General features: G+C 43.7%; 20 protein-coding genes, 1 pseudogene and 1 other annotated feature. Of the genes and pseudogenes, 8 read left to right on the top strand and 13 right to left on the bottom strand.

What is annotated here, in order from left to right:
* Positions 1-67: 67 nt before the first annotated feature.
* A complete protein-coding gene (gene rplJ, locus QZL69_RS01265) occupies positions 68-580 on the bottom strand; it encodes a 50S ribosomal protein L10 (protein WP_022213415.1) in 513 nt (170 codons plus the stop codon).
* Between the two features lie 32 nt (positions 581-612).
* Positions 613-750, bottom strand: a sequence feature (ribosomal protein L10 leader region).
* 145 nt (positions 751-895) lie between these two features.
* On the opposite strand from rplJ, the gene QZL69_RS01270 reads away from it, so the two are divergent.
* The gene (locus QZL69_RS01270; RefSeq protein WP_022213416.1) at positions 896-2,986 is read left to right on the top strand and encodes a CDP-glycerol glycerophosphotransferase family protein; all 2,091 of its coding nucleotides are present in this window, start codon (positions 896-898) and stop codon (positions 2,984-2,986) included.
* A 64-nt stretch (positions 2,987-3,050) separates the two neighbouring features.
* Here QZL69_RS01270 and QZL69_RS01275 read toward each other — a convergent pair whose 3' ends face one another.
* Complete coding sequence (locus QZL69_RS01275) at positions 3,051-4,163, bottom strand: acyltransferase family protein (RefSeq protein ID WP_022213417.1); 1,113 nt, start codon at positions 4,161-4,163, stop codon at positions 3,051-3,053.
* 182 nt (positions 4,164-4,345) lie between these two features.
* Between QZL69_RS01275 and QZL69_RS01280 the strand changes: the two genes are divergently transcribed.
* Positions 4,346-5,911 (top strand): CDP-glycerol glycerophosphotransferase family protein, encoded by a 1,566-nt coding sequence (locus QZL69_RS01280; protein ID WP_022213418.1) that lies wholly within the window; start codon positions 4,346-4,348, stop codon positions 5,909-5,911.
* Between the two features lie 17 nt (positions 5,912-5,928).
* Here the strand turns inward: QZL69_RS01280 and QZL69_RS01285 are convergent, their stop codons facing one another.
* Genes QZL69_RS01285 through QZL69_RS01295 form a run of 3 tightly spaced genes read right to left on the bottom strand, consistent with a single transcriptional unit; the run spans position 5,929 to position 7,555 of the window.
* Positions 5,929-6,705, bottom strand: coding sequence for a sulfite exporter TauE/SafE family protein (locus tag QZL69_RS01285; protein ID WP_022213419.1), 777 nt, complete (start codon positions 6,703-6,705; stop codon positions 5,929-5,931).
* A gap of 26 nt (positions 6,706-6,731) precedes the next feature.
* Positions 6,732-7,283, bottom strand: coding sequence for a GNAT family N-acetyltransferase (locus tag QZL69_RS01290; protein ID WP_022213420.1), 552 nt, complete (start codon positions 7,281-7,283; stop codon positions 6,732-6,734).
* A gap of 20 nt (positions 7,284-7,303) precedes the next feature.
* On the bottom strand, positions 7,304-7,555 hold the full coding sequence (locus tag QZL69_RS01295; RefSeq protein WP_022213421.1) for a hypothetical protein: 252 nt from the start codon (positions 7,553-7,555) through the stop codon (positions 7,304-7,306).
* A gap of 145 nt (positions 7,556-7,700) precedes the next feature.
* Between QZL69_RS01295 and QZL69_RS01300 the strand changes: the two genes are divergently transcribed.
* Positions 7,701-8,789 carry a pyridoxal phosphate-dependent aminotransferase gene (locus QZL69_RS01300; protein WP_022213422.1) on the top strand — a complete coding sequence of 363 codons (1,089 nt, stop codon included), beginning with the start codon at positions 7,701-7,703 and terminating at the stop codon, positions 8,787-8,789.
* A gap of 16 nt (positions 8,790-8,805) precedes the next feature.
* On the opposite strand, the gene QZL69_RS01305 is transcribed toward QZL69_RS01300, so the two are convergent.
* The 5 genes from QZL69_RS01305 to QZL69_RS01325 form a co-directional block, all read right to left on the bottom strand.
* Complete coding sequence (locus QZL69_RS01305; protein WP_022213423.1) at positions 8,806-10,533, bottom strand: helix-turn-helix domain-containing protein; 1,728 nt, start codon at positions 10,531-10,533, stop codon at positions 8,806-8,808.
* A gap of 114 nt (positions 10,534-10,647) precedes the next feature.
* Positions 10,648-10,902: a sporulation transcriptional regulator SpoIIID gene (gene spoIIID, locus QZL69_RS01310; protein WP_022213424.1), complete on the bottom strand. Its 255-nt coding sequence runs from the start codon at positions 10,900-10,902 to the stop codon at positions 10,648-10,650.
* Positions 10,903-10,971: 69 nt separating this feature from the next.
* Positions 10,972-11,964: an aldo/keto reductase gene (locus QZL69_RS01315; protein WP_022213425.1), complete on the bottom strand. Its 993-nt coding sequence runs from the start codon at positions 11,962-11,964 to the stop codon at positions 10,972-10,974.
* Between the two features lie 102 nt (positions 11,965-12,066).
* The gene (locus QZL69_RS01320) at positions 12,067-12,750 is read right to left on the bottom strand and encodes a DNA alkylation repair protein (RefSeq protein ID WP_022213426.1); all 684 of its coding nucleotides are present in this window, start codon (positions 12,748-12,750) and stop codon (positions 12,067-12,069) included.
* Between the two features lie 44 nt (positions 12,751-12,794).
* Positions 12,795-13,616, bottom strand: a complete 822-nt coding sequence (locus tag QZL69_RS01325; RefSeq protein WP_022213427.1) for a MerR family transcriptional regulator — start codon at positions 13,614-13,616, stop codon at positions 12,795-12,797.
* 181 nt (positions 13,617-13,797) lie between these two features.
* Between QZL69_RS01325 and QZL69_RS01330 the strand changes: the two genes are divergently transcribed.
* Positions 13,798-14,889 carry an FtsW/RodA/SpoVE family cell cycle protein gene (locus tag QZL69_RS01330; protein ID WP_022213428.1) on the top strand — a complete coding sequence of 364 codons (1,092 nt, stop codon included), beginning with the start codon at positions 13,798-13,800 and terminating at the stop codon, positions 14,887-14,889.
* A gap of 33 nt (positions 14,890-14,922) precedes the next feature.
* Here the strand turns inward: QZL69_RS01330 and feoB are convergent, their stop codons facing one another.
* Entirely contained in the window at positions 14,923-17,286 is a 2,364-nt protein-coding gene (gene feoB / locus QZL69_RS01335) for a ferrous iron transport protein B (RefSeq protein WP_022213429.1), read from the bottom strand.
* A 357-nt stretch (positions 17,287-17,643) separates the two neighbouring features.
* On the opposite strand from feoB, the gene QZL69_RS01340 reads away from it, so the two are divergent.
* Entirely contained in the window at positions 17,644-19,311 is a 1,668-nt protein-coding gene (locus QZL69_RS01340; protein WP_022213430.1) for an alpha-glucosidase, read from the top strand.
* A gap of 130 nt (positions 19,312-19,441) precedes the next feature.
* Here the strand turns inward: QZL69_RS01340 and QZL69_RS01345 are convergent.
* Positions 19,442-20,596: pseudogene (locus QZL69_RS01345) on the bottom strand (FprA family A-type flavoprotein); the annotation flags it as partial.
* A gap of 234 nt (positions 20,597-20,830) precedes the next feature.
* Here QZL69_RS01345 and QZL69_RS01350 point away from each other — a divergent pair.
* A complete protein-coding gene (locus QZL69_RS01350; RefSeq protein ID WP_022213432.1) occupies positions 20,831-21,313 on the top strand; it encodes an Lrp/AsnC family transcriptional regulator in 483 nt (160 codons plus the stop codon).
* Positions 21,310-22,488, top strand: a complete 1,179-nt coding sequence (locus tag QZL69_RS01355; RefSeq protein ID WP_022213433.1) for an aminotransferase class I/II-fold pyridoxal phosphate-dependent enzyme — start codon at positions 21,310-21,312, stop codon at positions 22,486-22,488. Before QZL69_RS01350 ends, QZL69_RS01355 begins: the two co-directional genes overlap by 4 nt.
* A gap of 22 nt (positions 22,489-22,510) precedes the next feature.
* On the opposite strand, the gene QZL69_RS01360 is transcribed toward QZL69_RS01355, so the two are convergent.
* Entirely contained in the window at positions 22,511-23,383 is an 873-nt protein-coding gene (locus tag QZL69_RS01360) for a DMT family transporter (protein ID WP_022213434.1), read from the bottom strand.
* 241 nt (positions 23,384-23,624) lie between these two features.
* Between QZL69_RS01360 and thrH the strand changes: the two genes are divergently transcribed.
* Positions 23,625-24,085: bifunctional phosphoserine phosphatase/homoserine phosphotransferase ThrH (thrH, locus tag QZL69_RS01365; protein WP_291517795.1), on the top strand; the 461-nt coding region annotated here is incomplete at its 3' end.

The raw sequence follows: 24,085 nt of genomic DNA on the forward strand, positions 1-24,085 counted from the left end.
ATTCTTCTGTTGTTAATTTTGCCATTTTAATTTCCTCCATTTATTATATTTTATTATTATTTTAGGATTATTCTGCTGCTGCCTCTGTATCAGCGCCACCCTGTGCCTCAGCGATCTGATTAAGCACACGAGCGAAGTTTGTGATAGGAGACTGGATGCTTCCAAGAAGTTTTCCAAGAAGTTCTTCTCTGGACGGAACCTGGGACAGAGCCTGGATTCCAGCCTGATCGTTGTAGTTTCCTTCAACTACACCAGCGATCAGCTCAAGAGCTGGGAACTGCTTTGCGTATTTAGCAAGGATTCTTGCCGGTGCTGTAGCATCTGTTGCAGAAATTGCAATAGCATTAGTTCCTTCCAGATGCTGGCTAAGTTCTTCACAATCAGTACCTGCGAATGCACGTTTCATCATTGTGTTTTTGTAAACTTTGTACTGAACACCAGCTTCTCTTAACTCTTTACGCAGAATTGTATCCTGTTCAACTGTAAGACCACTGTAGTTAACAAGTACTACTGCCTGTGCGTCTTTAATGCTGTTTGCGATTTCTTCTACGATTGGTTGTTTCAGTTCTACTTTTGCCATAAATGGTACACCTCCTTATAGATTTATACCGCCGCGTCATAAAAAAAGCCTTACTGCATAACGACAGTAAGGTCTCATGTAATCTCATATAGAATACTAAGTCCTCGGTAGGCGTTGTGATCCTTATGCCTTACGGCACCTACTGTCTTCGGCAGCGTTCTGTGATAGAATAGCATATTCTTTTTTATATGTCAAGTATTTTTTTAGCAAAATAGCAAAATATTTTGTCAGTCGAAAAATGTTTAAATTTTATTAATATTATGTTATAATTATGTTACTTATAAAACTTTAACCACAGATTATATTGGAGGAATTATGAAAATCAAATCACATACATCTGATTCATCCTTTTCCTGGATCAACGGAAACCTCTCTGTTTATATTTCAGCTCTTTCCTCTACGAAAGTGACTTTGAAATTCGCAGACTTTTCTGCCGGAGCTTTTTCTTCTTATCGTTTCCTTGCACGGAATCCTAAGACAAAAGAAGATATTTCCATTCCTTTTACGCAGATTGATCTCTGTACATTCCAGTTGGACCTGCTGCCTTTTCAGGAATATTTCCAGTTCAAACGACATTCGGAGTTTATTCTCACTTTAAGCTGTGTGGCTTCTGATAACAGCCATACCTTATATGCTCTCCGTCCGGATAATAATTTTAATAAGAAATATCACATTTTTGCCAAAGATATTTATTTCCCGGAAGATACTTCTTCTGAGCCTGCAGAATATATCGGTATATTTACTGCCAGATTAGATAATCTTCTTATTATAGATTTATGCAGCCGGACATATTTTATGGAAAATCTTCTGACCTGTGCCTACCACAGTCTTAAGATGAGCCATGGAGTTCTCCGGATATCTTTCGACCTTGAAAAAAGCAGGCACAAATATATAAAAACCGGACTTTTTTTCCGAAGCAAGCTTGCCGAAGATGCCGTAACTTATGATTTCACCACCAAAAGCATAAAATCCAACGGAAATCTTCAGCGAATAACCGTTTCCCTGAACCTTCGCTCTATTGAATGGAAGAGCCTGTACTGGGATATTTTTGTTCTGGTTCGAAATGCAGATACCGGAGATGTTTCCAGAATTCCGATTTTTATGACCGCTCTGCAGCGAATGCAGCAAAAATTCCTTTCCAATGTTGCCTACAAGACAGACGAAAATTTTTACTTTTATCCATATTATACAAGTAAACAGACTCTCGCATTTGTAAACCGTCAGAGAGAAAAATATGACGGCATGGATATCATCTTCAAGGAATTCCTCTCCGTTTTCCTTTATCGTGTCGCCAGACCTTACTGGAAACGGAAGCACATCTGCCTGGTATGCGAGAAATTTTCTTCCATGGCACAGGACAATGGTTATTACTTTTTCAAACACTGCATGGAACAGGACGAGGAAGCTTTCCTTAATAAAAAAATCTACTATATCATAGATAAGGATTCTCCGGACCGTTCCAAAGTGGAACCTTATAAGAATCGGATTCTGGATTTTATGTCCATCCGGCACATGGTTTATCTGCTCGCGGCAGATCTTATCGTCAGCTCCGATTCCAGATACCATACCTATGCCATGCAGTCCCGCCACAGTATTTTTAACCGTTATATCAAAAAAATTCCTTTTGTCTTCCTCCAGCATGGAGTTATCGCTCTGAAACGTGTTGATAACTTCTACGGCAAAGGCAAAAAGGGTGGCTGCGATCTCTTCGTCGTATCCACCAACAAGGAAAAACAGACAATTGTTGAGAATTTTGAATATGAACCTGACGAAGTCATCAACACCGGACTTCCACGATGGGATGTACTCAAAGATAAATCCCAGGGCAAACGTGAAATTCTGATCATGCCAACCTGGAGAAACTGGCTGGATTCCGTACCGGATAAAGATTTCGAAGAAAGTGATTATTTCCGCCATTATATGGGGCTCCTGAATTCTGAACGTCTGAATCAGATTCTGGAAAAATATGATCTTGAAGTCAACTTCTATCTGCATGCAAAATTTCAGGAATATGCAGATACCTTCAAATCAATCAGTAAACGGATCCATCTGATCTCTTTTGGTGAAGTTGCCGTAAATGAAATGCTGATGCGCTGCCGTATGCTTATCACGGATTATTCCAGTGTATGTTGGGATATTCTTTATCAGGATAAACCAAGTCTGTTTTATCAGTTTGATATTGAGAAATACAACGAAGCACATGGAAGTTATATTGATATGGAAACAGAACTTTTTGGCGACAGGGCAGCAACTCAGGAACAGCTTCTTGACTATCTGGAAGAAACCGTACAAAATGACTTCCACTTAAAACCGGAATACGAAAAAATGCGCGGAGAATATCTCCAGTTTAAGGATCACGAACACAGCAGACATATCTGCGAGGAAATCAAAAAAAGATTCCATTAAAATAGCAAACGCAGTAACCGGAACCTGATTTATTTCAGATTCGGTACTGCGTTTTTTATCTGTTTTATAAAGTACGATCTGCCCAGCTTATGATGCTGTTACTGATCCATGCAGAAAATTTATCAAATCGTATGATTTTCTGCACAACGCCAAGCAAAATAGAAAGTGCGAGACTCACAACCAGGATAAACAGCCATATCACTGCCGCATGTCCAAGAGAATAGGTAGGATCTCTCAGCCATACTGCTCTTATAAATGTATGGATATAAAAAATATTTGCAGAATGTTTTCCTATAAACTGCAGAATCTGGCGAATCCCCGGAATTCCGATCACAAACTCATAAGACCAGTAAACGATCAGCACCGGAATCACACCGTTGAGTGCAAATTCAAAATGATCAATTCCCCACTGCGTATTAAACATTTTGCAGAGGACATACAATGCACCTGTGCTCAAAATAAATTTCAGCAGTTTATTTAATACTGCGTTTTTTACAATATGAAATTCTCTGAGCCTTTCCAAAACATTCTGATCTGCAAAGCAGACTGCCAGCGGAGCTACAAGTAAATACTTTGTAAGATGCACATGCTTTTCCAGCATAAAGCTTCCGATGAGCAGGAACATGAAGACCATCAGCCACCCGTACCGCTTATAAAATCTGACCAGAAAAGGCATAAAAAAGATCAGCAGAATCTCAAGGCTCAAATACCACCAGGTATTGATCTGCATCTGCGTCCCAAAGAGATGTCCCAACCCGAGGAAATCCATTCCGGCATTGATCAGATTAATCGGAAATCCATCACTGTAGCGGGATGTATGTGTCAGGTAAGTTACCCCCATGCAGAACAGAAATGGCAGGGTAAAAGAAAGCACAAGTTTCACATACCGTTTCAGAACAAACAATGTTGCCTCATGTCCTGTAAACTCATATTCATGATACTGGGCTTTCATCGACAGAGTAAGACCATACACTGACAGGAATGCAAAAATTCCAACGCACTGAACCATCACACGGCAGACTGCCATTGCCTTTGCCTCCGACAGCGGCCAGAAGCTTACCGGATACCCATACAGCCGGCTTTTTATTGAAAAGCCATGATAAAGAATCAAAAATATAATCGCAATTCCTTTCACCGCAGCCGTATCTGCTTTGGTAAATTTAAATTTTCTCTCCATTTACGTTTCCTCATAAATTTTTGTTATCACTGTGTATTGTTTCATTCTATCTCAGGTTCTTATCGATTGTCAATCAAAGGAATATCACAATTCCACCGGACAAAACCCATTGCAAATCTTTCCTCCGTTCTGTATAATTTCTGTAACTATAATAAAAACATCACAAGGACAGGAAATTTTTCATGGAACATTCATTACATGTAACCCATATAAAAATAAAAAGATCACAGCTTTATCTCACAATACAGCTCCCCAGACCGGATATGAAGATTCAGGCAGAACTTTTTTATCAGAATTCTTCACAAAATTTCCGGCATCAGCTCCGCTGTGTTTCCAAAAATCCACAGAACCTGATCTTTCAGATCGATGTCTCTGTTCTGGAACCTGGTGAAAACGACTGGAACCTGCGGCTGTATTCAGACGACTGTCCAGACTCCTGGATGCCTGTTATTGGCAGCCGTCTTCGCATGCAGCTTATTCTCGGCAGCTACTCTGTAAAAAAAGACACATGTCTGTTTTTCCCGATGGGGAGTACCGGGCATCGTTTTATCCTGCGGAGCCGTCCACTGCGGTCATACGACAGTCCTCTTTTTCATTTTAAAGAACTCGCCGCTTTTGGTCTTGGCAAACTGATGAACCCACTCTTTAAGAAACGGCATATCTGGCTGATCTATGAAAAATACTGTATTTCTGCTCAGGACAATGGTTTTTATTTTTTCCAGTATTGTATGAAACATCTTCCAGCAGAAGAAAAGAAAAACATTTTCTTTATATTGGACAAATCTTCCCCACAATGGAAGGCCACACGGAAGTATCGTTCCAATGTCATTCCATTCCTGAGTTTCTGCCATCTTCTGTACCTCATGACAGCCCGGCTGTATATTGCTTCTGACAGCCGGCTTCATGCCTTTGCGTGGAAACCGATGCCAAACCTTATCTCCCGGGAGATCAACAAACATGATATTTATTTTCTCCAGCACGGTGTTCTGGCATTGAAGCGGGTAGAGAATCTTTTTGGAGCCAGCGGCACAAGTTCCATGACTTATTTCACAGCTTCTTCCGAAATGGAAAAAGTGATCATCGAGCAGGACTTCGGATACAGACCAGAACAGATCCCTGTGACCGGTCTCAGCCGCTGGGATGTTCTGAAAGACAGATCAGATCTTTCGCATCCTTCCATCCTTGTTATGCCAACATGGCGAAGCTGGCTGGAAGACCAGAGTGATGAAACCTTCCGGCAGAGCAGTTATTACAGAGAATATGCTGCCCTTCTGAATGATCCGAAACTCCGGGAATTTCTGCATCAAACGCATACCGAACTGATCTTTTATATCCATCCGAAACTCCGGGAGTACATCTCTGCTTTTCATGCAGATGATCCGCTGATAAGGCTGATCCCATTTGGCAGTGTTCCGCTGAACCAGCTTATTATGAAATGTTCCATGCTGATCACCGATTATTCCAGTGTATCGTGGGATGTTTATTATCTTGGCAAACCGATACTTTTTTATCAGTTTGATCTGGACAAATACAATGAAACAAATGGAAGCTATATCGACATGGAAAAAGATCTCTTCGGCGAACGCTGCCTTACCAGAGAGGAACTGCTTCCGAAGATTCACGAATACTATGAAAATGGTTTTAAAGAAAAGACTGCATACGCAGAAATGCGAAAGAAATATCTCGCTTATCACGACCACAACAATCGCAGACGAACTTATGAATTTATAAAAGACCAGGGCTATTAACGCCCCGGTCTTTCTTCTTATCCTATCAATTCTGTTAATACTTTTATGAAAAAGATCACGATCACAACCACGATGATCGGCTTAACGATCTTGCTTCCATTACTTGTAAAGCAATGGCTTCCCAGATAATTTCCTATCATATTACAGCACCCTGCTGCAAGTCCCAGCGGAATATACGCAGCCCCGTTGAACAGAAATACTGCAAGTGCCGAAATGTTTGTAGTCAGGTTGATCGCTTTTGTTGTCCCTGCCGCATCATGCAGAGAAAGATGACAAAAAGCTGTAAAAAGCAGCATCAGGAATGTGCCTGTTCCCGGTCCGTAGATTCCGTCATAAATTCCAACTGTAAATGCGATAACGATACATTTCATGATCAGATTCGGAGTTACTTTATCTACCACTTCGTAATCTGGATTTTCCTGTAGTGCTTTGCTTCGAAGCACATAAAAAAGAATGATCGGCAGCACGATCAGCATGGCGATCTTCAGTACTTTCTCATCAATCATCAGTGTGATCTTTGCCCCAAGTGCAGATCCTATAAAGGCCGCTACAATGGATGGTGCACAGATCTTCCATTTCATAAATCCCTGACGCAGATAATAAAAAGATGATACTGCTGTTCCCATACTGCTGCTGATCTTATTTGTTGCGATCGCTGTATGCGCCGGCAGACCTACGATCATATAGGCCGGAAGTGAAATCAGCCCGCCTCCGCCTGCGATCGAATCCACAAAACCTGCCAGAAATACAAAAAAGCATACAACCAGATAGACTAAAACAATGTGTTCTCCCATAATTCTCCCCTTGTTCCTTGTTTATTTTATCTCTCAGAAATCAGAGTAGGACGCAGCATCTGCACATACTCTTCATCCAGAACTTCTCTCAGAAAATCCACATACTCCTGAAAAGACAGTTCCCCATCCGGTGTGAGGATTTCAAAATCTGTATGATATACATTCGCAGACAGCCCGGTCTCTTTCAGACCATTTCTCAGGTAAAAAGCTTTTCTCCGTCTACGCTCCTCTGCATTATCGGCCTGTTCATCCTGTGTCTCGATCTCAAAGATATATTTCTTATTCTCAAAATGTGCAAGCAGGACTTCCAGTCCCTTACTTCCATAGCCGCAGCTCCGCTTCTCCGGTGTTATCGCATAGTAATCCAGAAGCGCACGATCCCCGCTGATCATATTGATGGCAAGTCCTACAAACTCATCTCCATCCACCATCGCAAGCATTTCCATTTTGCCATCATCGACAAGCTGTTCCATTACATGCAGCGGCTTTTTTTCCTGCTCTGGAAATGCATTGTCATACAATTCATAAAGCTGTGCTTTGTATCCCGCTCCCTCATCTGCAATATTCATTAGTTTCATAGTTTTCCGACTCCTGTCTGTTAATTGCTGATCATATCCGGCCAGGAAAGGATCTCCGCTGAAATCTCCGCTTCATAATCTCCTTCAATATCCTGGCTTCTTCCAGCCTCATAAATATTGGTCTCTGCCCCCCAGACTCCATCATGATATTCCCACACATGGAATTTCAGGCCGCGGAACATAAAATCAAGGCTCCCGCATCCGTCTTCTTCTGTGTATTCATATTTGATATTCTTTTTTTCCAATGCATCCTGTACTTTTTGTAATCGCATTTCTCTTCCCTCCAACTGTTTATCTGCAAAACTGACTACTATTATATGCAAAATACGCCTGAAAAGCAAGTTTATCTACTTGCAGATAGATCCGGAATGCTTTATGATAGTAAAAGACTAAAAAAATACGAGGAAGTGTACAGCTATGACTACAAAGATAGTTTTTCATGGAAGTGACATAGAAAAAATATGTGAGTACTATCATTTAAATAAAGAAGATATCGTAAAATTCGGTGCCAATGTCAATCCGCTTGGACTCTCATCCAAAGTCAGGGATGCACTGGCTTCAAATATTGACCTTTTTTCTTCCTATCCGGATCGAAATTATACTTCTCTTCGAAATACAATTTCTGAATACTGCAATATTCCGGCTGACTTTATCCTCCCGGGAAATGGATCCAGCGAGCTGATCTCTCTGTTGATCCAGGAAAGAGCTCCGAAGCATACCCTGATCCTGGGACCAACTTATTCCGAATACTCCCGTGAACTTTCTTTCTCCGGAAGCACACAGGAATATTATCATCTTCAGGAAGAACGGGATTTTTTCCTGGATATTGATGATCTCTGCAAGACGCTCGAAAATGGTTACGATTTCCTTATTCTCTGTAATCCTAACAACCCGACTTCCTCTGCGATTACCCAGAATGAACTCCGTAAACTGATCGCTTTCTGTGCTAAGCATAATATTTTCGTGATGATCGATGAAACTTATGTAGAATTTGCACCGGATATCAATGAGATCACCGCAGTTCCGCTTACACAGGAATTTACGAATCTCATGGTTCTGCGTGGCGTTTCCAAATTCTATGCCGCACCGGGAATGCGTCTTGGCTACGGTGTCACCGGAAATATGGATTTTCTCGCCAAAATGAGAGAAAAACAGACACCATGGTCCCTCAACAGTCTTGGTGCCTATGCCGGAGAATTAATGTTCAAAGATCAGGAGTATATCCAGAAGACCAGAAATCTAATTCTTTCTGAAAGGGACAAACTTTACAAAGAACTGAAAGAAATCCCAACATACAAAGTTTATCCTGCCTATGCAAACTTTATCCTGCTCAAGATCCAGAAAACAGGACTTACTTCTTCCGATGCCTTCGAAGCCTGCATCAAAGAGGGACTCATGATCCGTGACTGTGCTTCTTTCCAGTGTCTTGACGGAGAATTCATCCGCTTCTGCATCATGATGCCAGAGGATAACGCACGTTTACTTAACGTATTAAAGCAGCTGTGATCCAGCTGCTTTTGTCTTATTCTCTACTTTCTTTTGCCTTTCGTTTCTCTATCATTTTCCACACAGTTTTACAGAGTTTTGGTTCCTGGATCACAAAGTGGATCGTTGGATTTTTTGTTTTGGAAAGCATGATCCAATTTTCATCCATAATGGATACCTGAAGATTCCTGAATTTTGGTGCAGAATTTTCGATCAGAATATAATTTGTATGGCTGGCAGCAAAATTTCTCGTTTCTTCAAGATGTTTTTTGTATAAATCTGCAGCATACCATAATTCCTGACCGCCAAAGATACCTGCCAGCGGGATAAAACAGGATTCAATATTCGTCTCCTCCTGCACGGCAACTTCATTTTCCATTTCACTGTGTTTCAAAATATCTTCCACCCTTATTTTCTGGTTCAGATAATAATACTTCAGCTCTCTTATAAATTCAGAAGAAAAATAGTTTTCGGAAATGATCTCATCTAAAGTCGCTTCTGACATTGTGTATAAGGGCAGTGACGGAAGGATATTTCTCCGTTTTCCCTGTTCCTTCTGATCTTCCAGCAGAAACCTGGAAAATTCCTGTTTATTTTCTTCTCTGTACACTTTCATCAGGACATTTGACCTTGAGATCAGATTTCGGATCTGTTTATTGTAATAAGCCACTTCCTCTTTCTTTTCTGTCACATAGTATTTGCTGTCTTCATCGAAGCCCCTGACCGCACCTTCGCGCAGCGCAACTGCACCTGAAACTCTGATCCCGTTACAAAAATTATTTCTCCGGCTCTGATAAAGACAATAAGACTCCATCTGTCCCGCCATATAAACCGGAATCCATTTTTCCATCCCAAGAAGAAGTTCATGGAGCGATCTGCTCATATTATGGATAACTACCAGTTTCAAACCTTTTTTCTGCAGAAGCATAAGCCCCTCGATCCATCGATTACAAAATTCCGGATTTCCGAAGATATTTTCAACAGGCATATCGCTGTAATGAATTGACGGCTCCATAGATTCCGAAGCCAGCGTCAGCCTGATAAAATTCATTTCTGCCTTCATCATTCCTTCTTTTCCATAATATATTTTTCGTGTCGTAAAAGGGAGGGTCACATAGGACTCTCCCGATTTATCAATCTTATGCAGGCATTCATTCAGATCAAACTCATCTATTTTTCGTAAAAATATATCTGTCGGATCAACCAGTGGATCTTCTCCGGTGCACAGCCATTCCTCCAGTGCTTTTACAGCTTCTTCATCGTTTCTGATCTTATCCTTCTCAACTCCCAGTAACTGCCGGATCCCTGTACGGTCCGCAATATGATGTTCCAGAATATATGCCGCGACCTTTCCTGCAAAATCCTCCGGATCTGCCGGTCGCCTCTGTCCGCTCTTGATTCTCTGAATATAGGAAGGTTCGTAATACAGCTCCTTTGTCATCTTGCTGACTTTGATCTCAAGCGTATCGATCAGCATATTCAGATTTTTGCGAAATCTCTCATAGTCAAATGAAGTTATTTCCAGCTGCTTCTCAAGTATCTTATAAAAGTTTTCTCTGGAAAATCCAGTATATTTTTTTCTGTTACTTAAAATCTGCAACCCATCGAGTATTTTTTCTAACTGTTCACTTCTCTGCTCCGGAACTCTTTTTCCTGAAACATAGCGATTTACCGTACTGGCCGGCAGATTTCCCGCCTCAGCAAGTTCTTTCTGTGTACAGTTCATTTCGTCCAGGCTCTTTCTCAGTTCTTCATGAAACATCATAAGTGTACCTTCCTGCCAATGCTTTTTTTGCACTTTTGTTATTTTATGGTGCATTATAGTATAAAAATATAAACCACGCTTATATTTAGTACAAATATTTCTATATATGCAACATTATCTCACCATATGCAGATACTTTTCCTTCGTAGCAAGTCCTCCACGGATATGACGCTCCTGCTTGTTTACATCGAGGACCTTCCTCACTTCCATTGCCAGGGATGGATTGATCATTCTGAGACGTTCTGCACAGTCTTTGTGCACCGTACTCTTGCTTATCCCAAATTTTTTCGCCGCCTGCCGCACCGTTGCCCTGGTCTCAATTATGTAACATGCTACTTCCACTGCCCGCTCTTCAATATAATCTTTCAAAGGAAAATCCCCCGAAGACACTGTTTTTATAGTGTATGCGAGGGATTCTTGTAAACATTCCTTATTCTTTTAATTCAGTGAGATCTCATCGATCAGCTTCAGTTCTTCTTTCGTAAATGGTGCACAGCTGATCGCTTTTACATTGTCAAGGATCTGCTGCGGTTTGGATGCACCGATCAGTACACTGGTCACTTCCTTCTGCTGAAGGAGCCATCCAAGAGCCATGTCTGCAAGTTTCTCGCCACGCTGTGCTGCCAGATCGTTCAACTTACGGATCTGATCAAGTCTGTGTTCGTCAAGAGCGCTTTCCTTAAGGAATCTTCCGTCTGTACGGATACGGCTGTCTTCCGGAATGCCATTCAGATAACGGTCAGTGAGCTGTCCCTGCGCAAGCGGGCTGAATGTGATGAGTCCTTTCTTGAGGATGCCGGTTGTCTTCTTAAGTCCGTTCTTTTCTACCGTTCTGTCAAAGATAGAATAACGGTTCTGGTTGATCACAAACGGGCAGCGCAGGTCTTTGAGGATGGCAGCCGCCTCACTGAGTGTTTTGCCATCGTAGTTGGAAAGTCCGACATAAAGTGCCTTGCCGCTCTGGACAGCACTTGCCAATGCTCCCATTGTTTCCTCCAGCGGAGTATCCGGATCCATTCTGTGATGATAAAAAATATCCACATATTCCAGTCCCATACGTTTCAGACTCTGATCCAGGCTCGCAAGAAGATATTTGCGGCTGCCCCAGTTTCCGTAAGGGCCATCCCACATTTCATAACCGGCTTTTGTCGTAATGATCAGCTCATCACGGTAAACTCCCAGGTCTTCCTTAAGGATCTTGCCAAAATTCTTCTCCGCACTTCCCGGCTCCGGTCCATAATTATTCGCCAGATCAAACTGTGTGATCCCATTATCAAATGCTGTAAAACAAAGCTGCTTCATATTTTCGAAATTCGCAGTATCCCCAAAATTATGCCACAACCCCAGTGACACCTTCGGCAGCATCAGCCCACTGTTCCCGCAGTGACTGTATTCCATAGTTGTATATCTGTCTTTTGATGCAGTGTACATGATTTTTACCTCCCAATATGCGCATATATTTTATTGCTTTTATAGAAGATTATCACTTCAAGTACACTTGAAGTCAAGAAGTTTTCACTCGATTCACATGATTCATCTCAGGCTCTTCAGATATACCTTCTGTTCCGGTGTTATCCGGTAGCTTTCGACGGCTTTCTGGATTGTCTTCCTGTGTACCCATTCCGGGAGACGCCGTTCTTCCAGATAGGGAATGGTCGCTTCCCATTGTTTTGCCAGAGCTGTGGCAAGATACCAGGCGATCATCATGTTTACATAATATTCTTCCGAACGGACTCCTGCTGCAAGTTCCAGGTATTCCGGTTCAAAAGCCTCGTCCAGATAAAAACTCATCAGCAGACCGATCCCATAACGGATCGTATAAATTTCACCGGAGGCGATCCAGCTTCTGATCTCCGGCAGAAGTTCTTCTCTGTGCTTCGCAAAACATTTCGGTGCTGGCAGGTCACAGGTCGCCCAGTTATTTATATATGGAAGAAACTTCTTCACTTCGGCAAGACAGGTTTCGTAATCTTTGATCCCTGTCACGATCATCATATGCATGTTATTTTCTTCATAATATCGGTGTGGAAGGACCTGCAGAAATTCTTCTGCCTCCGGTGTCTTTGCAAATTCTTTGGCAAATTTACGCAGCATCGGTGTACGGATCCCTATCAGGGTTTCCTTATCGATCCCCGGCAGAAGTTTACTGTGGAAATCCCTGTACTTCAAATCCTGCATTTCAAATAACTGTTCCTCTAATTTCTCAATATCCAGCATTTCACTGTCTCCCCAAATTCTGTATTTTTATCTGTATTCCTCTCTCACACAACCGGAATCCTGATCTCCGTCACAAACTTGTCCGTATCATTCGTCATTCCATAATCGATCAGCGTGATCTCCCTGGAAAATCCGGCGATCTTAAGGCCCCGTTCCCGTATGTACTCCAGAAGTTTCCTGTAATACTGCGGTGCCGCATTGTGCCCTCCGCAGAAACGGATCGATACGCATTTCTGTTCTGGAAAAATCTCCGTTTTTCCTTCGTAAATATCTTCCTCATCAAGTCTCAGAAAAACAAGGTCATAACTTTGAAAATCGTCCTTCTTTATTTTTTCTTCTGAAATCCCCACGCCAACTTTGCCCAAGAATGCCAGCGGCTCCTTCTGCCCTTTCTGCAGACGGCGGATGGCAGTTTCCAGATCAAGATACGATTCCGGCTTCAGGGAATCTTTCATCCATGCGATCCTGCATTTCGGTGTACAGACCATTTTTATCTGATCCAGTTCTGAACTCACCGCATCCCGAAGCTGTTCCAGGCGGTGGTCGATCTTCCCTGCAATGATATCCAACTCCTGTCTTTTTTTCTCGATGATCTCTTTCTGCCGGACCAACTTCTCCTCCATCACCTGTGTGTCTCTGTCATGTAGAAACTCCGCGATCTCCGAAAGCGGCAGATCCAGCACCCGCAGATAACGGATCGTATTCAGCACTTCAAGCTGACGGACTCCATAATAACGATAGCCTGTTTTTTCATCCACATACTCCGGTTCCAGAAGTCCTTCCTGCTCATAATGGCGTAAAGTCCCCATGCTGACATGAAAAATTTTTGCCACCTCTCCGATCTGGAGCAGTTTTTTATCCTGCATAATGTCCCTCGTTTTCAGATTTTTTCTTACTGTTGTTACCCTTTTTGCACATGATATACCGCGTCTCATACCATGTCAATCCCCTCGCAGAATATAAAAAGCCTCTCTTTCGTACAATCCCTAAGGTATATTTTTCCTGTTTTCTTTATATCTTTAGATAAAAGCCTTTTCGGAGTCTGTCATGCCAAGGGACAAACAAAAAGCTTCTTCCCGGATGGATATGACCATGCTGACCCTGGTGATCCTCCTGACTGTTTTTGGTCTTGTCATTCTTCTCAGTGCCAGCGAATACAATGGCAGAGTCCGTTTCCATGACTCTGCCTATTACTTCAAAAAACAGCTCTTTGCCTCTGCGCTCGGGCTGAGTGCTATGTATTTTGTTTCCAGTATAGATTATCACTTTTTTGTCCGGCTCGCCCCTGCAGCATATCTTCTTTCCATGCTTCCTTCAACAGCCGTGCTTCTCTTTGGACAGGAGATCAACGGTTCCAGGCGCTGGCTGAATCTCGGTCCTCTTTCTTTCCAGCCATCCGAATTTGCCAAAGTCGCTGTTGTCCTTTTTCTGACCTGGCAGATCGATCGCTCCCGCAAAAAGACGGACGGATTCTGGTTCATGTGCCGGACGATGTTTACCCTGCTTCCCATTGTCGGCCTGGTCGGTTCCAACAACTTAAGTACCGCGATCATCATTCTCGGAATTGGTGTCATTCTGATTTTTGCATCGTCACCTCATTATCTCCAGTTCATCGCTCTCGGCGGTGCAGGCATTGGATTTATCGCCATTTTTCTTGCTGCAGAAAGTTACCGTCTGGAGCGCCTTGCGATCTGGCGGGATCCTGAAAAATATGAAAAAGGCTTCCAGACGATCCAGGGACTTTACGCAATCGGAAGCGGCGGGCTTTTTGGACGGGGACTGGGTAACAGTATACAAAAACTGGGCTTCGTACCCGAAGCCCAGAATGATATGATCTATTCGATTATCTGCGAAGAACTCGGTCTCACCGGAGCCATTCTCCTGATCCTTGTTTTTGGTCTGCTCCTGTGGCGGCTCTGTGTGATCTCCATGCACAGTACAGACCTTTCCGGTGCGCTTCTCTCTGCCGGGATCATGGGACATCTGGCGATCCAGGTCATCCTGAACATCGCCGTTGTCACCAACACGATCCCCAACACAGGGATCACCCTCCCCTTCATCAGTTACGGAGGAACTTCCATTGTATTCCTTCTCGGTGAAATGGGGCTTGCCCTGAACGTCAGTCATCACCGCAGATAAATCTTATATGTAAAGATAACCAACTAATGTCTTTTAGAAGAAAAATCCTCCCACAAGATAGACCACAAACGCTGCCAGCCATGCGATCACGCATTGCCCGATCACAACACCAACTGCCCATTTGCCACCAAGTTCTCTCTTTATAGAAGCGATCGCTGCCACACATGGTGTATACAGAAGACAGAACACCAGAAGGCTTGCTGCTGAGAGCGGTGTAATACAGGAAAGCAGTGTCGCTGTATTTCCAAACAGAACAGACAGTGTGGAAACAACACTTTCCTTTGCCATAAATCCTGTGATCAGTGCTGTGGAGATCCTCCAGTCACCAAATCCCATCGGTCTGAAGATCGGTGCCGCTACACTTGCCACCATGGCAAGAATGCTGTCTTTGGAATCCTCCACAATGCTGAGATGCGCATTGAATGTCTGCAGGAACCAGATCACAAGCGTTGCGACGAAAATAACTGTAAATGCTCTCTGCAGGAAATCTTTTGCCTTATCCCAGAGAAGATGTCCGACATTCTTTGCTCCCGGCATACGATAGTTCGGAAGTTCCATAACAAACGGAACCGCCTCTCCACTGAACAGTGTCCGACGCATCAGAAGTGCCATCAGGATTCCCATCACGATCCCTCCAAAATACAGTGCGATCATCACGATCGCTCCATGTTCCGGGAAAAACGCCGCTGTAAAAAATGCATAGATCGGAAGCTTCGCAGAACAGCTCATAAACGGTGTCAGCATGATCGTCATTTTACGGTCACGCTCTGACGGAAGTGTACGGCTCGCCATAACTCCCGGTACGGTACATCCAAAACCGACCAGCATCGGAACGATGCTCCTGCCGGAAAGCCCGATCTTACGAAGCAGTTTGTCCATCACAAACGCAACCCGCGCCATATATCCACTGTCCTCCAGAAGCGAGAGGAAGAAAAACAACGTCACGATAACAGGAAGGAAACTCAAGACACTTCCCACTCCGTTAAACACACCATCGATCACAAGAGAATGAATGACATCGCTCACATTCGCTGCCGTCATCCAACGGTCCACCATACCTCCAAGTGCCGTGATCCCCATATCCAGCAGATTCTGGAGAAATGCTCCGATCACACTGAATGTCAGGAAAAACACAAGTCCCATGATTCCCACGAAACATGGGATCGCTGTATATTTGCCGGTCAGAATCCGGTCGATCTTCATACTGCGAAGATGTTCCTTACTCTCTTTTGGTTTGACAACCGTTTCATCACAGACTCTCTCAATAAAATCAAACCGCATATGTGCGATCGCCGCCGCCCGATCGAGTCCACGTTCTTTTTCCATCTGCTTTATGATGTGTTCCAGAGTTTCCTTCTCATTCTGATCCAGCTTCAGGCTGTCCATGATCAGCTGATCTCCCTCTGCCAGCTTTGCCGCTGCAAAACGGACCGGGATTCCTGCTGCCTGTGCATGATCCTCGATCAGATGCATGATTGCATGAAGGCATCGATGAACAGCGCCTCCGTCTTCATTTGCATCACAGAAATCTATGATCCGTGGTTTCTCCTGGTATTTCGCAACGTGAAGCGCATGCTCTACCAGTTCGTCAATACCCTCGTTCTTGGCTGCCGAGATCGGTATGACCGGAATTCCAAGCATTTCCTCCATGTGATTAACCAGAACAGAGCCTCCATTCTGTCTCACCTCGTCCATCATGTTCAATGCAAGGACCATCGGCACATCCAGCTCCATCAGCTGCATGGTCAGATAAAGGTTTCTTTCTATATTAGTAGCATCAACGATATTGATGATTCCCTTCGGGTGCTCATCCAGGACAAAATTCCTCGTTACGATCTCTTCGCTGGAATACGGTGACATGGAATAAATTCCCGGAAGGTCTGTTACCAGTGTATTGCTTTTGCCACGGATCATTCCATCCTTACGGTCTACCGTAACACCCGGAAAGTTTCCCACATGCTGGCTTGATCCTGTAAGCTGGTTAAACAGCGTCGTCTTGCCACAGTTCTGGTTTCCCGCCAGTGCAAATGTCAATGGTACATGATCCGGCAGTGGATGTTCATCCTTCTTTTCATGGAACTTTCCACCCTCGCCAAGTCCCGGATGCGGCATCGCCTCGGCTGCTTTCTTCTGCAAAGGCGTTGGCTTCTGTTTCGTTTCTTTTGCATCACGGATATTTTCAATCTCAATCTTTTCCGCATCTGCAAGACGCAGTGTCAGTTCATAACTGTGGATACGAAGTTCCATCGGGTCTCCCATCGGTGCATATTTCACCATGGTCACATCACCCTTCGGAATCAGACCCATGTCCAGAAAGTGCTGTCGCAAAGCCCCCTCGCCACCGACAGAGCGAATCGTCGCGGTTTTCCCGATCGGCAGTTCTCTTAATGATGTCATAATCTGCTTTCCTCTTCTTTCCTCTGTTCTTTAGTTTTTATTGATATTTATTACTGTTCACAGGAAATATCCCGCGAGGTGTTTTGCCATGAATATGGCAAAATCCCGAGACATACAGGGCAAAATGCCATCACCGAAGGTGATTTGGAATGCATTTTGACCAAATTACTGTGAGCGAAGCGAACAGTAATGATACTTTTTCTCAGTACGTACGAACTAACCGTATGCTAAATGAGAATATTTGTCAATAGTTATTCTGTAAAAAGTCAAAATATCGTAGTTTTTGGTCAGATTCTCATAAGATTTTTTTCATTCTGACCATTATAATAAAGTACAGAATTTAAGGAGGAATTTCTTATGGAACGTAAATGGTGGCAGGACAAAGTAGCCTATCAGATCTACCCAAAAAGTTTTTATGATTCAAACAATGACGGAATCGGTGACATTCCGGGAATTATACAGAAATTAGATTATCTCAAAGACCTCGGTGTGGATATTATCTGGATCTCTCCATGTTATCCATCTCCTTTTGCAGATCAGGGATATGATATTTCGGATTACTATGACATCAACCCTGCATTCGGAACTCTCGAAGATATGGACCATCTTCTTGCCGAAGCAAAAAAACGCGATATGTACATCATCCTGGACCTGGTTGTAAACCACTGCTCTGATGAACACGAATGGTTCAAAAAAGCCTGTGAGGATCCGGATGGAAAATACGGAAACTTCTTCTACATCGAAGACCGCAAAGAGGGAGAACTCCCGTGCAACTGGAGAAGTTATTTCGGAGGCTCAGTCTGGGAACCGCTCCCGGGACATCCGGACAAACAGTATCTCCACGTCTTCCACAAAAAACAGCCTGATCTTAACTGGGAAAACCCGGAAGTACGCGAGGAAGTTTACAAAAACATCAACTGGTGGCTTGACCGTGGAGTCAGTGGATTCCGTATTGACGCGATCATCAATATCAAGAAAAAACTTCCATTCAAAGATTACCCGGTTGACCGCCCGGACGGACTTTCCAGTATCCACTATATGCTTGAGGATGCAACCGGTGTCGGAGAATTCCTCGGCGAGATGCGTGACCATACTTTCAAACCACACGATGCTTTTTCTGTAGGTGAGGTTTTCAATGAAAAGGAAGAAGAACTTCCTGATTTCATCGGAAGCAACGGATATTTTTCCAGTATGTTTGATTTCTCCACGACCGTATTCGGTGGAAGTCCGAACGGATGGTACGACCACAAAGAGATCACACCGGAAGATTACAAGGAATGCTGTTTCCACTCTCAGAAACGTATCGGCGATATCGGATATCTGTCCAATATCATCGAAAACCACGACGAGCCGCGAGGTGTCAGCCACTACATTCCTGACGGAGATCTTTCTCTCCAGAGCAAGAAATTCCTGGCTGCCATGTACTTCATGCTCCGCGGACTGCCGTTCATCTATCAGGGACAGGAGATCGGTATGGAAAACCTGACATTCACTTCTATCGACCAGGTAGATGATATCAGTTCCATCGATGAATACCATGTAGCCCTGGATGCCGGCTGCACCGAAAAAGAAGCTCTCGCCTGTGTCTCCAGATACAGCCGTGACAATGCCCGTACACCGGTCCAGTGGGATACCACCGAAAACGCAGGATTTTCCAAAGGTACTCCATGGCTTCCTGTAAACCCGAACTACAAAGACATCAATGTAGAAGCTCAGGTAAATGACCCGGATTCTTTATTCTCTTTCTACAAAGCACTGATCGCTCTGCGCAAAGACCCAGAATACAAAGAAACCATCGTTTACGGTAAACTGATCCCTTACCTTGAGGAACAACACAATCTGATGTCCTATTATCGAAAAGGCGACAAAACTCTCCTGGTTCTCGGAAACTTCCAGAAAGAACCACAGAGTGCAGTCCTTCCATCTGCATACAAAAAAGTACTTCTCAACAACTACCCGGAAGTATCTGTAAGCGGAAATACTGTAACACTTGACAATTATCAGGTTTTGATCCTGGAGCTTTAATATTCCCCCCTTAATATTGCTTGTTTATTTATTATCTTTTCTTTCTTCAGGCAACTCCAGTAATTAAAAAAAGCCCCCGCGAAGTTTTCCTTACTTCGCAGGGGCTTCTTTAGTATCTGGGTATTTTTTATTTGCAGAGTTCTTCTGCCATCTTGTCCAGTTCTTCGATATTTTCATCACTTAAGGAAGACATGATCTTGACTGTGTTGTCCAGCCAGGTGATATTCTTGCTCTTCTCGAATTTCGCCTGCATAACTTTGGCTGCATTCGGAGCCCAGCTTCCGTTCTCGATCAGACCGATAGTTCGGTTCTGGTAGCTTCTCTCTGTCAGATGATCGATGTATGTCTTCATGAATGGGAAGATATCTGCATTGTAGGTAATGGTTGCAAGAACCAGTTTACCGTAGCGGAATGCATCCGCAACTGCCTCTGCCATGTCATCTCTGGCAAGGTCAAATACAGTAACCTTCGGGCAGCCTTTTTCTTTCAGTTTCTCAGCCAGGATTTCAACAGCTTTCTTAGTATTTCCATAAACGGATGTGTATGCGATCACAACACCCTCATCTTCTACTTTATAAGAAGACCAGATATCATATTTCTCAATATAATGTCCCAGATTCTCAGTCAGAACCGGTCCGTGCAGAGGGCAGATGATCTGGATATCCAGAGTTGCAGCCACTTTGAGAAGCTTCTGAACCTGCGGACCATATTTGCCGACAATACCGATATAGTAACGGCGTGCTTCGCAGTCCCAGTCTTCCTCTACATCAAGTGCGCCGAATTTACCAAATCCGTCAGCAGAAAACAGAACTTTGTCTGTGCTGTCGTAAGTTACCATAACTTCCGGCCAGTGTACCATCGGAGCAAACACGAAAGTAAGCACATGTCTGCCAAGGGTCAGGGACTCACCATTTCCAACTTCAAGAGTTCTGCCCTCAAGATCCAGGTTTCTGAAGAAGTTCTTCATCATACCAAAAGTCTTGGTATTTGCCACGATCGTTGTATCCGGATATGCATTCATAAAGTTCTCGATATTTGCTGCGTGGTCCGGCTCCATATGCTGAACTACCAGGTAATCCGGCTTCGCGCCATCCAGAACTGCTGCGATGTTATCGAGCCATTCCTTTGTGAAGTTTGCATCAACAGTATCCATAACTGCAATCTTCTCATCCTTGATCACATAAGAATTGTACGCCATTCCATTCGGCACATCATACTGACCTTCAAACAGGTCTACCTGGTGATCATTTACACCTACATATAAGATATCATTCGTGATTTGCATTGTAATTTCTGCCTCCTTGACTTTTGTCATTTCATTGTTTCTTCTATTATAGCATCCTTTTTCTGGAAAAGAAACACTTTTAGTTGAATACTTTACTTTTTTTATCCAGTTTCAACTCTCTTCGTATTTTTCCCGTTTTTACTGTAAAAAATCCGTCGAACGTGGTATGATAGAAATAATCTCCGGAAATATCCCGGAACAGATTATGTGATTTTAGTTTTGGAGGAAATAATCTTGAGAAAACAAATATTAAGTTATCTTGAAAAAAACAGCAAAATGGATTCCAAAGAGATCGCCATTCTGCTTGGCACAGAACCAGATGTTGTCGAAAATGAGATCCGCAAGATGGAAGAAGAAAAAATCATCTGCGGCTACCACACCATGATCGACTGGGACAAGACCAGCTCCGAAATGGTCACTGCACTGATTGAAGTGCGTGTAACACCACAGCGTGGCCAGGGATTTGATTCCATCGCAGAACGTATCTACAAATATCCGGAAGTCCGTTCCGTATATCTGATCTCAGGCGGCTACGATCTGATGGTCATTCTCGAAGGCAAAACCCTCAAAGAAGTTTCCCAGTTCGTAACAGACAAACTGTCCACACTGGATTCTGTCTTAAGTACCGCAACCCACTTCATCCTGAAGAAATACAAAGACCACGGTACGATCTTCGATCAGAAAATCAAAGACGAAAGGATGCTGGTGACACCTTGAGAAAACTTGTAGCAGACAAGGTGGCAGCCATCCAGCCATCTGGAATACGTAAATTTTTTGACATCGTAAGTGAAATGGATGACGTAATCTCTCTCGGTGTCGGTGAACCTGATTTTGATACTCCATGGCATATCCGTGATGAGGGTATCTACAGCCTGGAAAAAGGCCGGACATACTACACTTCCAATGCCGGACTCCTGGAACTCCGTCAGGAGATCAGCAAATATGTACAGAACAAATACAAAGTTTCCTACGATCCCAAGAGTGAAATCCTTGTAACCGTAGGCGGCAGTGAGGCGATCGACCTCTCCATGCGCGCCATGCTGGAACCTGGAGATGAAGTCCTGATCCCGCAGCCATCCTTCGTTGCATACGAGCCATGTGCTGTCATGGCAGACGGCGTGGCGAAATTTATCGACCTCAAAGCTGAGAACGAATTCCGCCTGACCGCAGATGATCTGCGCGCAGCGATCACTGACCGTACCAAGATCCTGGTCATGCCATTCCCGAACAACCCGACCGGTTCCATCATGCCACGTAAAGAACTGGAAGAAATCGCCCAGGTTGTGATCGAGAATGATCTCATCGTAGTATCTGACGAGATCTATGCAGAACTGACTTATTACGATGAGCCGCATGTTTCCATCGCAAGCCTTCCGGGAATGAAAGAGCGTACACTCCTTCTGAACGGTTTTTCCAAGACTTTCGCCATGACTGGATGGCGTCTTGGATATGCATGCGGACCTGCTGAACTTATCAAACAGATGACCAAACTTCACCAGTTCGTAATCATGTCTGCACCGACTACCAGCCAGTATGCAGCGATCGAAGCACTCCGCAATGGTGAATCAGCTGTACAGGAAATGCGTGAGGCTTACAATGGCCGCCGCCGTTACCTGATGCACGCTTTCCGCGAGATGGGACTGGAATGTTTCGAACCTTTTGGTGCTTTTTATGTTTTCCCGTCAATCAAGGAATTCGGTCTGACTTCTGAAGAATTTGCCGAAAGACTTCTTCGTGAAGAACACGTAGCTGTTATTCCGGGATCCGCATTTGGTAAATGTGGCGAAGGATACATCCGTATTTCCTACGCTTACTCTCTCGAGAATCTGAAGCTTGCCATGTCACATCTTCAGAACTTTATCGAGAAATTACGCAGAGAAAAACACTCATAAAAATAACAGGAGCAGCAAAGAATTAATTTTTCTTTGCTGCTCTCATGTTATATACGAACATTCCAAGCGATGCCAGAATGATCAGTCCATATCCTATAAAGCTGTATTTGTCCGGAATTTCGCCAAAAAGGAAAAATCCAAGAAGTGTTGCAAATATGATCTGTGAGTAATCAAAGATCGATATCTTGCCCGCTGGTGCATAACTATACGCCGCCGTGATCGTAAACTGGCCTCCTGCTGCAAACAGACCTGCCATCAGAAGCGTTCCAAGCTGTGTAACTGTCATCGGGACATAATTAAAAATCAGATACGGAAGCACAAACAGGCAGGAACACACAGAAAAATAAAATACAATAATCGGTCCCTTGATCCCATGTGTTCCAAGTACACGGACCATCGTATACGCGATTCCTGCGCCAAGTCCCCCGCAGACTCCGATCAGTGCCGGGATCAAAGCCGTATTCTGAAATCCCGGCTTCACAACAAACAGGCATCCTATAAATGCCAGGAATACGCAGGCCCCCTGTACCGGCGTGATCTTTTCTTTCAGAATCAGAAATGAAAAGATAATTGCAAAGAACGGGGACAGTTTGTTCAGGATAGATGCGTCTGCAACAAGCAGATGATCGATCGCGTAATAGTTACACAGGATTCCCAGAGTTCCAAATGTACATCGCATGATCAGCGGACCCCAGTATGCTTTCTGTACCTTCGGCACAACATGATTTTTTGCCAGGATAATAACCGCAAAAAAAGCCGCTACCAGATTTCGGAAGAAGCTCTTCTGAACGGAAGGAAGATCACCCGCCAGCCGGACACTGACATTCATGCAGGCAAAGAAAAATGCCGACAGAATGATCATGACCATTCCCTTTATATAATTTTCCTGTTTCATATGATTTCACCATACCTTTCTCTTTTCCAGTGTTTCTATCATAACACTATTCCTGAGGAAGATACAATAGAGATTCTTTGTAACTGTTCGCAGATAACGATTGTTTTTGTTAATTTTTCTTTCTGCAAAATTATATATAGCGATTTCGACATTTTTCGGCTATAATAAAGTCTGTACACACACTTAGAGAGACGCGGCACCTTATTACAACGTTAAAGCCGCTTCAGAACGGAGGATTATTATGGAAATTGTTTGTTTAGACCTTGAGGGCGTACTGGTACCTGAAATCTGGATCGCATTCGCAGAGGAAACCGGTATCCCGGAATTAAAGAGAACAACAAGAGATGAGCCGGACTACGACAAATTAATGAAATACCGTCTCAATATTCTGAAAGAGCACAATCTTGGACTGAAAGAGATTCAGGAAACAATTTCCAAGATTGATCCGCTTCCGGGCGCAAAAGAATTCCTCGACAAGCTCAGAGAAATGACACAGGTGATCATCATCAGCGATACCTTCTCTCAGTTCGCAGGACCTCTGATGAAAAAACTCGGCTACCCGACTATCTTCTGCAACTCTCTCGTTGTAGCAGACAACGGCGAGATCACAGACTTCAAGATGCGCTGTGAAAAATCCAAATACACAACGGTCAAAGCCCTGCAGTCTATCGGCTACGACACCATCGCCAGCGGCGACAGCCA

This window comes from Blautia sp. CAG:237, from assembly GCF_000436615.1.
Taxonomy (GTDB): domain Bacteria; phylum Bacillota; class Clostridia; order Lachnospirales; family Lachnospiraceae; genus Blautia_A; species Blautia_A intestinihominis.

Excerpts from the sequence above, each read along its gene's own strand:
- rplJ (WP_022213415.1), bottom strand. The coding sequence starts at position 580 with ATGGCAAAAGTAGAACTGAAACAACCAATCGTAGAAGAAATCGCAAAC.
- QZL69_RS01270 (WP_022213416.1), top strand. The coding sequence starts at position 896 with ATGAAAATCAAATCACATACATCTGATTCATCCTTTTCCTGGATCAAC.
- QZL69_RS01275 (WP_022213417.1), bottom strand. The coding sequence starts at position 4,163 with ATGGAGAGAAAATTTAAATTTACCAAAGCAGATACGGCTGCGGTGAAA.
- QZL69_RS01280 (WP_022213418.1), top strand. The coding sequence starts at position 4,346 with ATGGAACATTCATTACATGTAACCCATATAAAAATAAAAAGATCACAG.
- QZL69_RS01285 (WP_022213419.1), bottom strand. The coding sequence starts at position 6,705 with ATGGGAGAACACATTGTTTTAGTCTATCTGGTTGTATGCTTTTTTGTA.
- QZL69_RS01290 (WP_022213420.1), bottom strand. The coding sequence starts at position 7,283 with ATGAAACTAATGAATATTGCAGATGAGGGAGCGGGATACAAAGCACAG.
- QZL69_RS01295 (WP_022213421.1), bottom strand. The coding sequence starts at position 7,555 with ATGCGATTACAAAAAGTACAGGATGCATTGGAAAAAAAGAATATCAAA.
- QZL69_RS01300 (WP_022213422.1), top strand. The coding sequence starts at position 7,701 with ATGACTACAAAGATAGTTTTTCATGGAAGTGACATAGAAAAAATATGT.
- QZL69_RS01305 (WP_022213423.1), bottom strand. The coding sequence starts at position 10,533 with ATGATGTTTCATGAAGAACTGAGAAAGAGCCTGGACGAAATGAACTGT.
- QZL69_RS01315 (WP_022213425.1), bottom strand. The coding sequence starts at position 11,964 with ATGTACACTGCATCAAAAGACAGATATACAACTATGGAATACAGTCAC.
- QZL69_RS01320 (WP_022213426.1), bottom strand. The coding sequence starts at position 12,750 with ATGCTGGATATTGAGAAATTAGAGGAACAGTTATTTGAAATGCAGGAT.
- QZL69_RS01325 (WP_022213427.1), bottom strand. The coding sequence starts at position 13,616 with ATGCAGGATAAAAAACTGCTCCAGATCGGAGAGGTGGCAAAAATTTTT.
- QZL69_RS01330 (WP_022213428.1), top strand. The coding sequence starts at position 13,798 with ATGCCAAGGGACAAACAAAAAGCTTCTTCCCGGATGGATATGACCATG.
- feoB (WP_022213429.1), bottom strand. The coding sequence starts at position 17,286 with ATGACATCATTAAGAGAACTGCCGATCGGGAAAACCGCGACGATTCGC.
- QZL69_RS01340 (WP_022213430.1), top strand. The coding sequence starts at position 17,644 with ATGGAACGTAAATGGTGGCAGGACAAAGTAGCCTATCAGATCTACCCA.
- QZL69_RS01360 (WP_022213434.1), bottom strand. The coding sequence starts at position 23,383 with ATGAAACAGGAAAATTATATAAAGGGAATGGTCATGATCATTCTGTCG.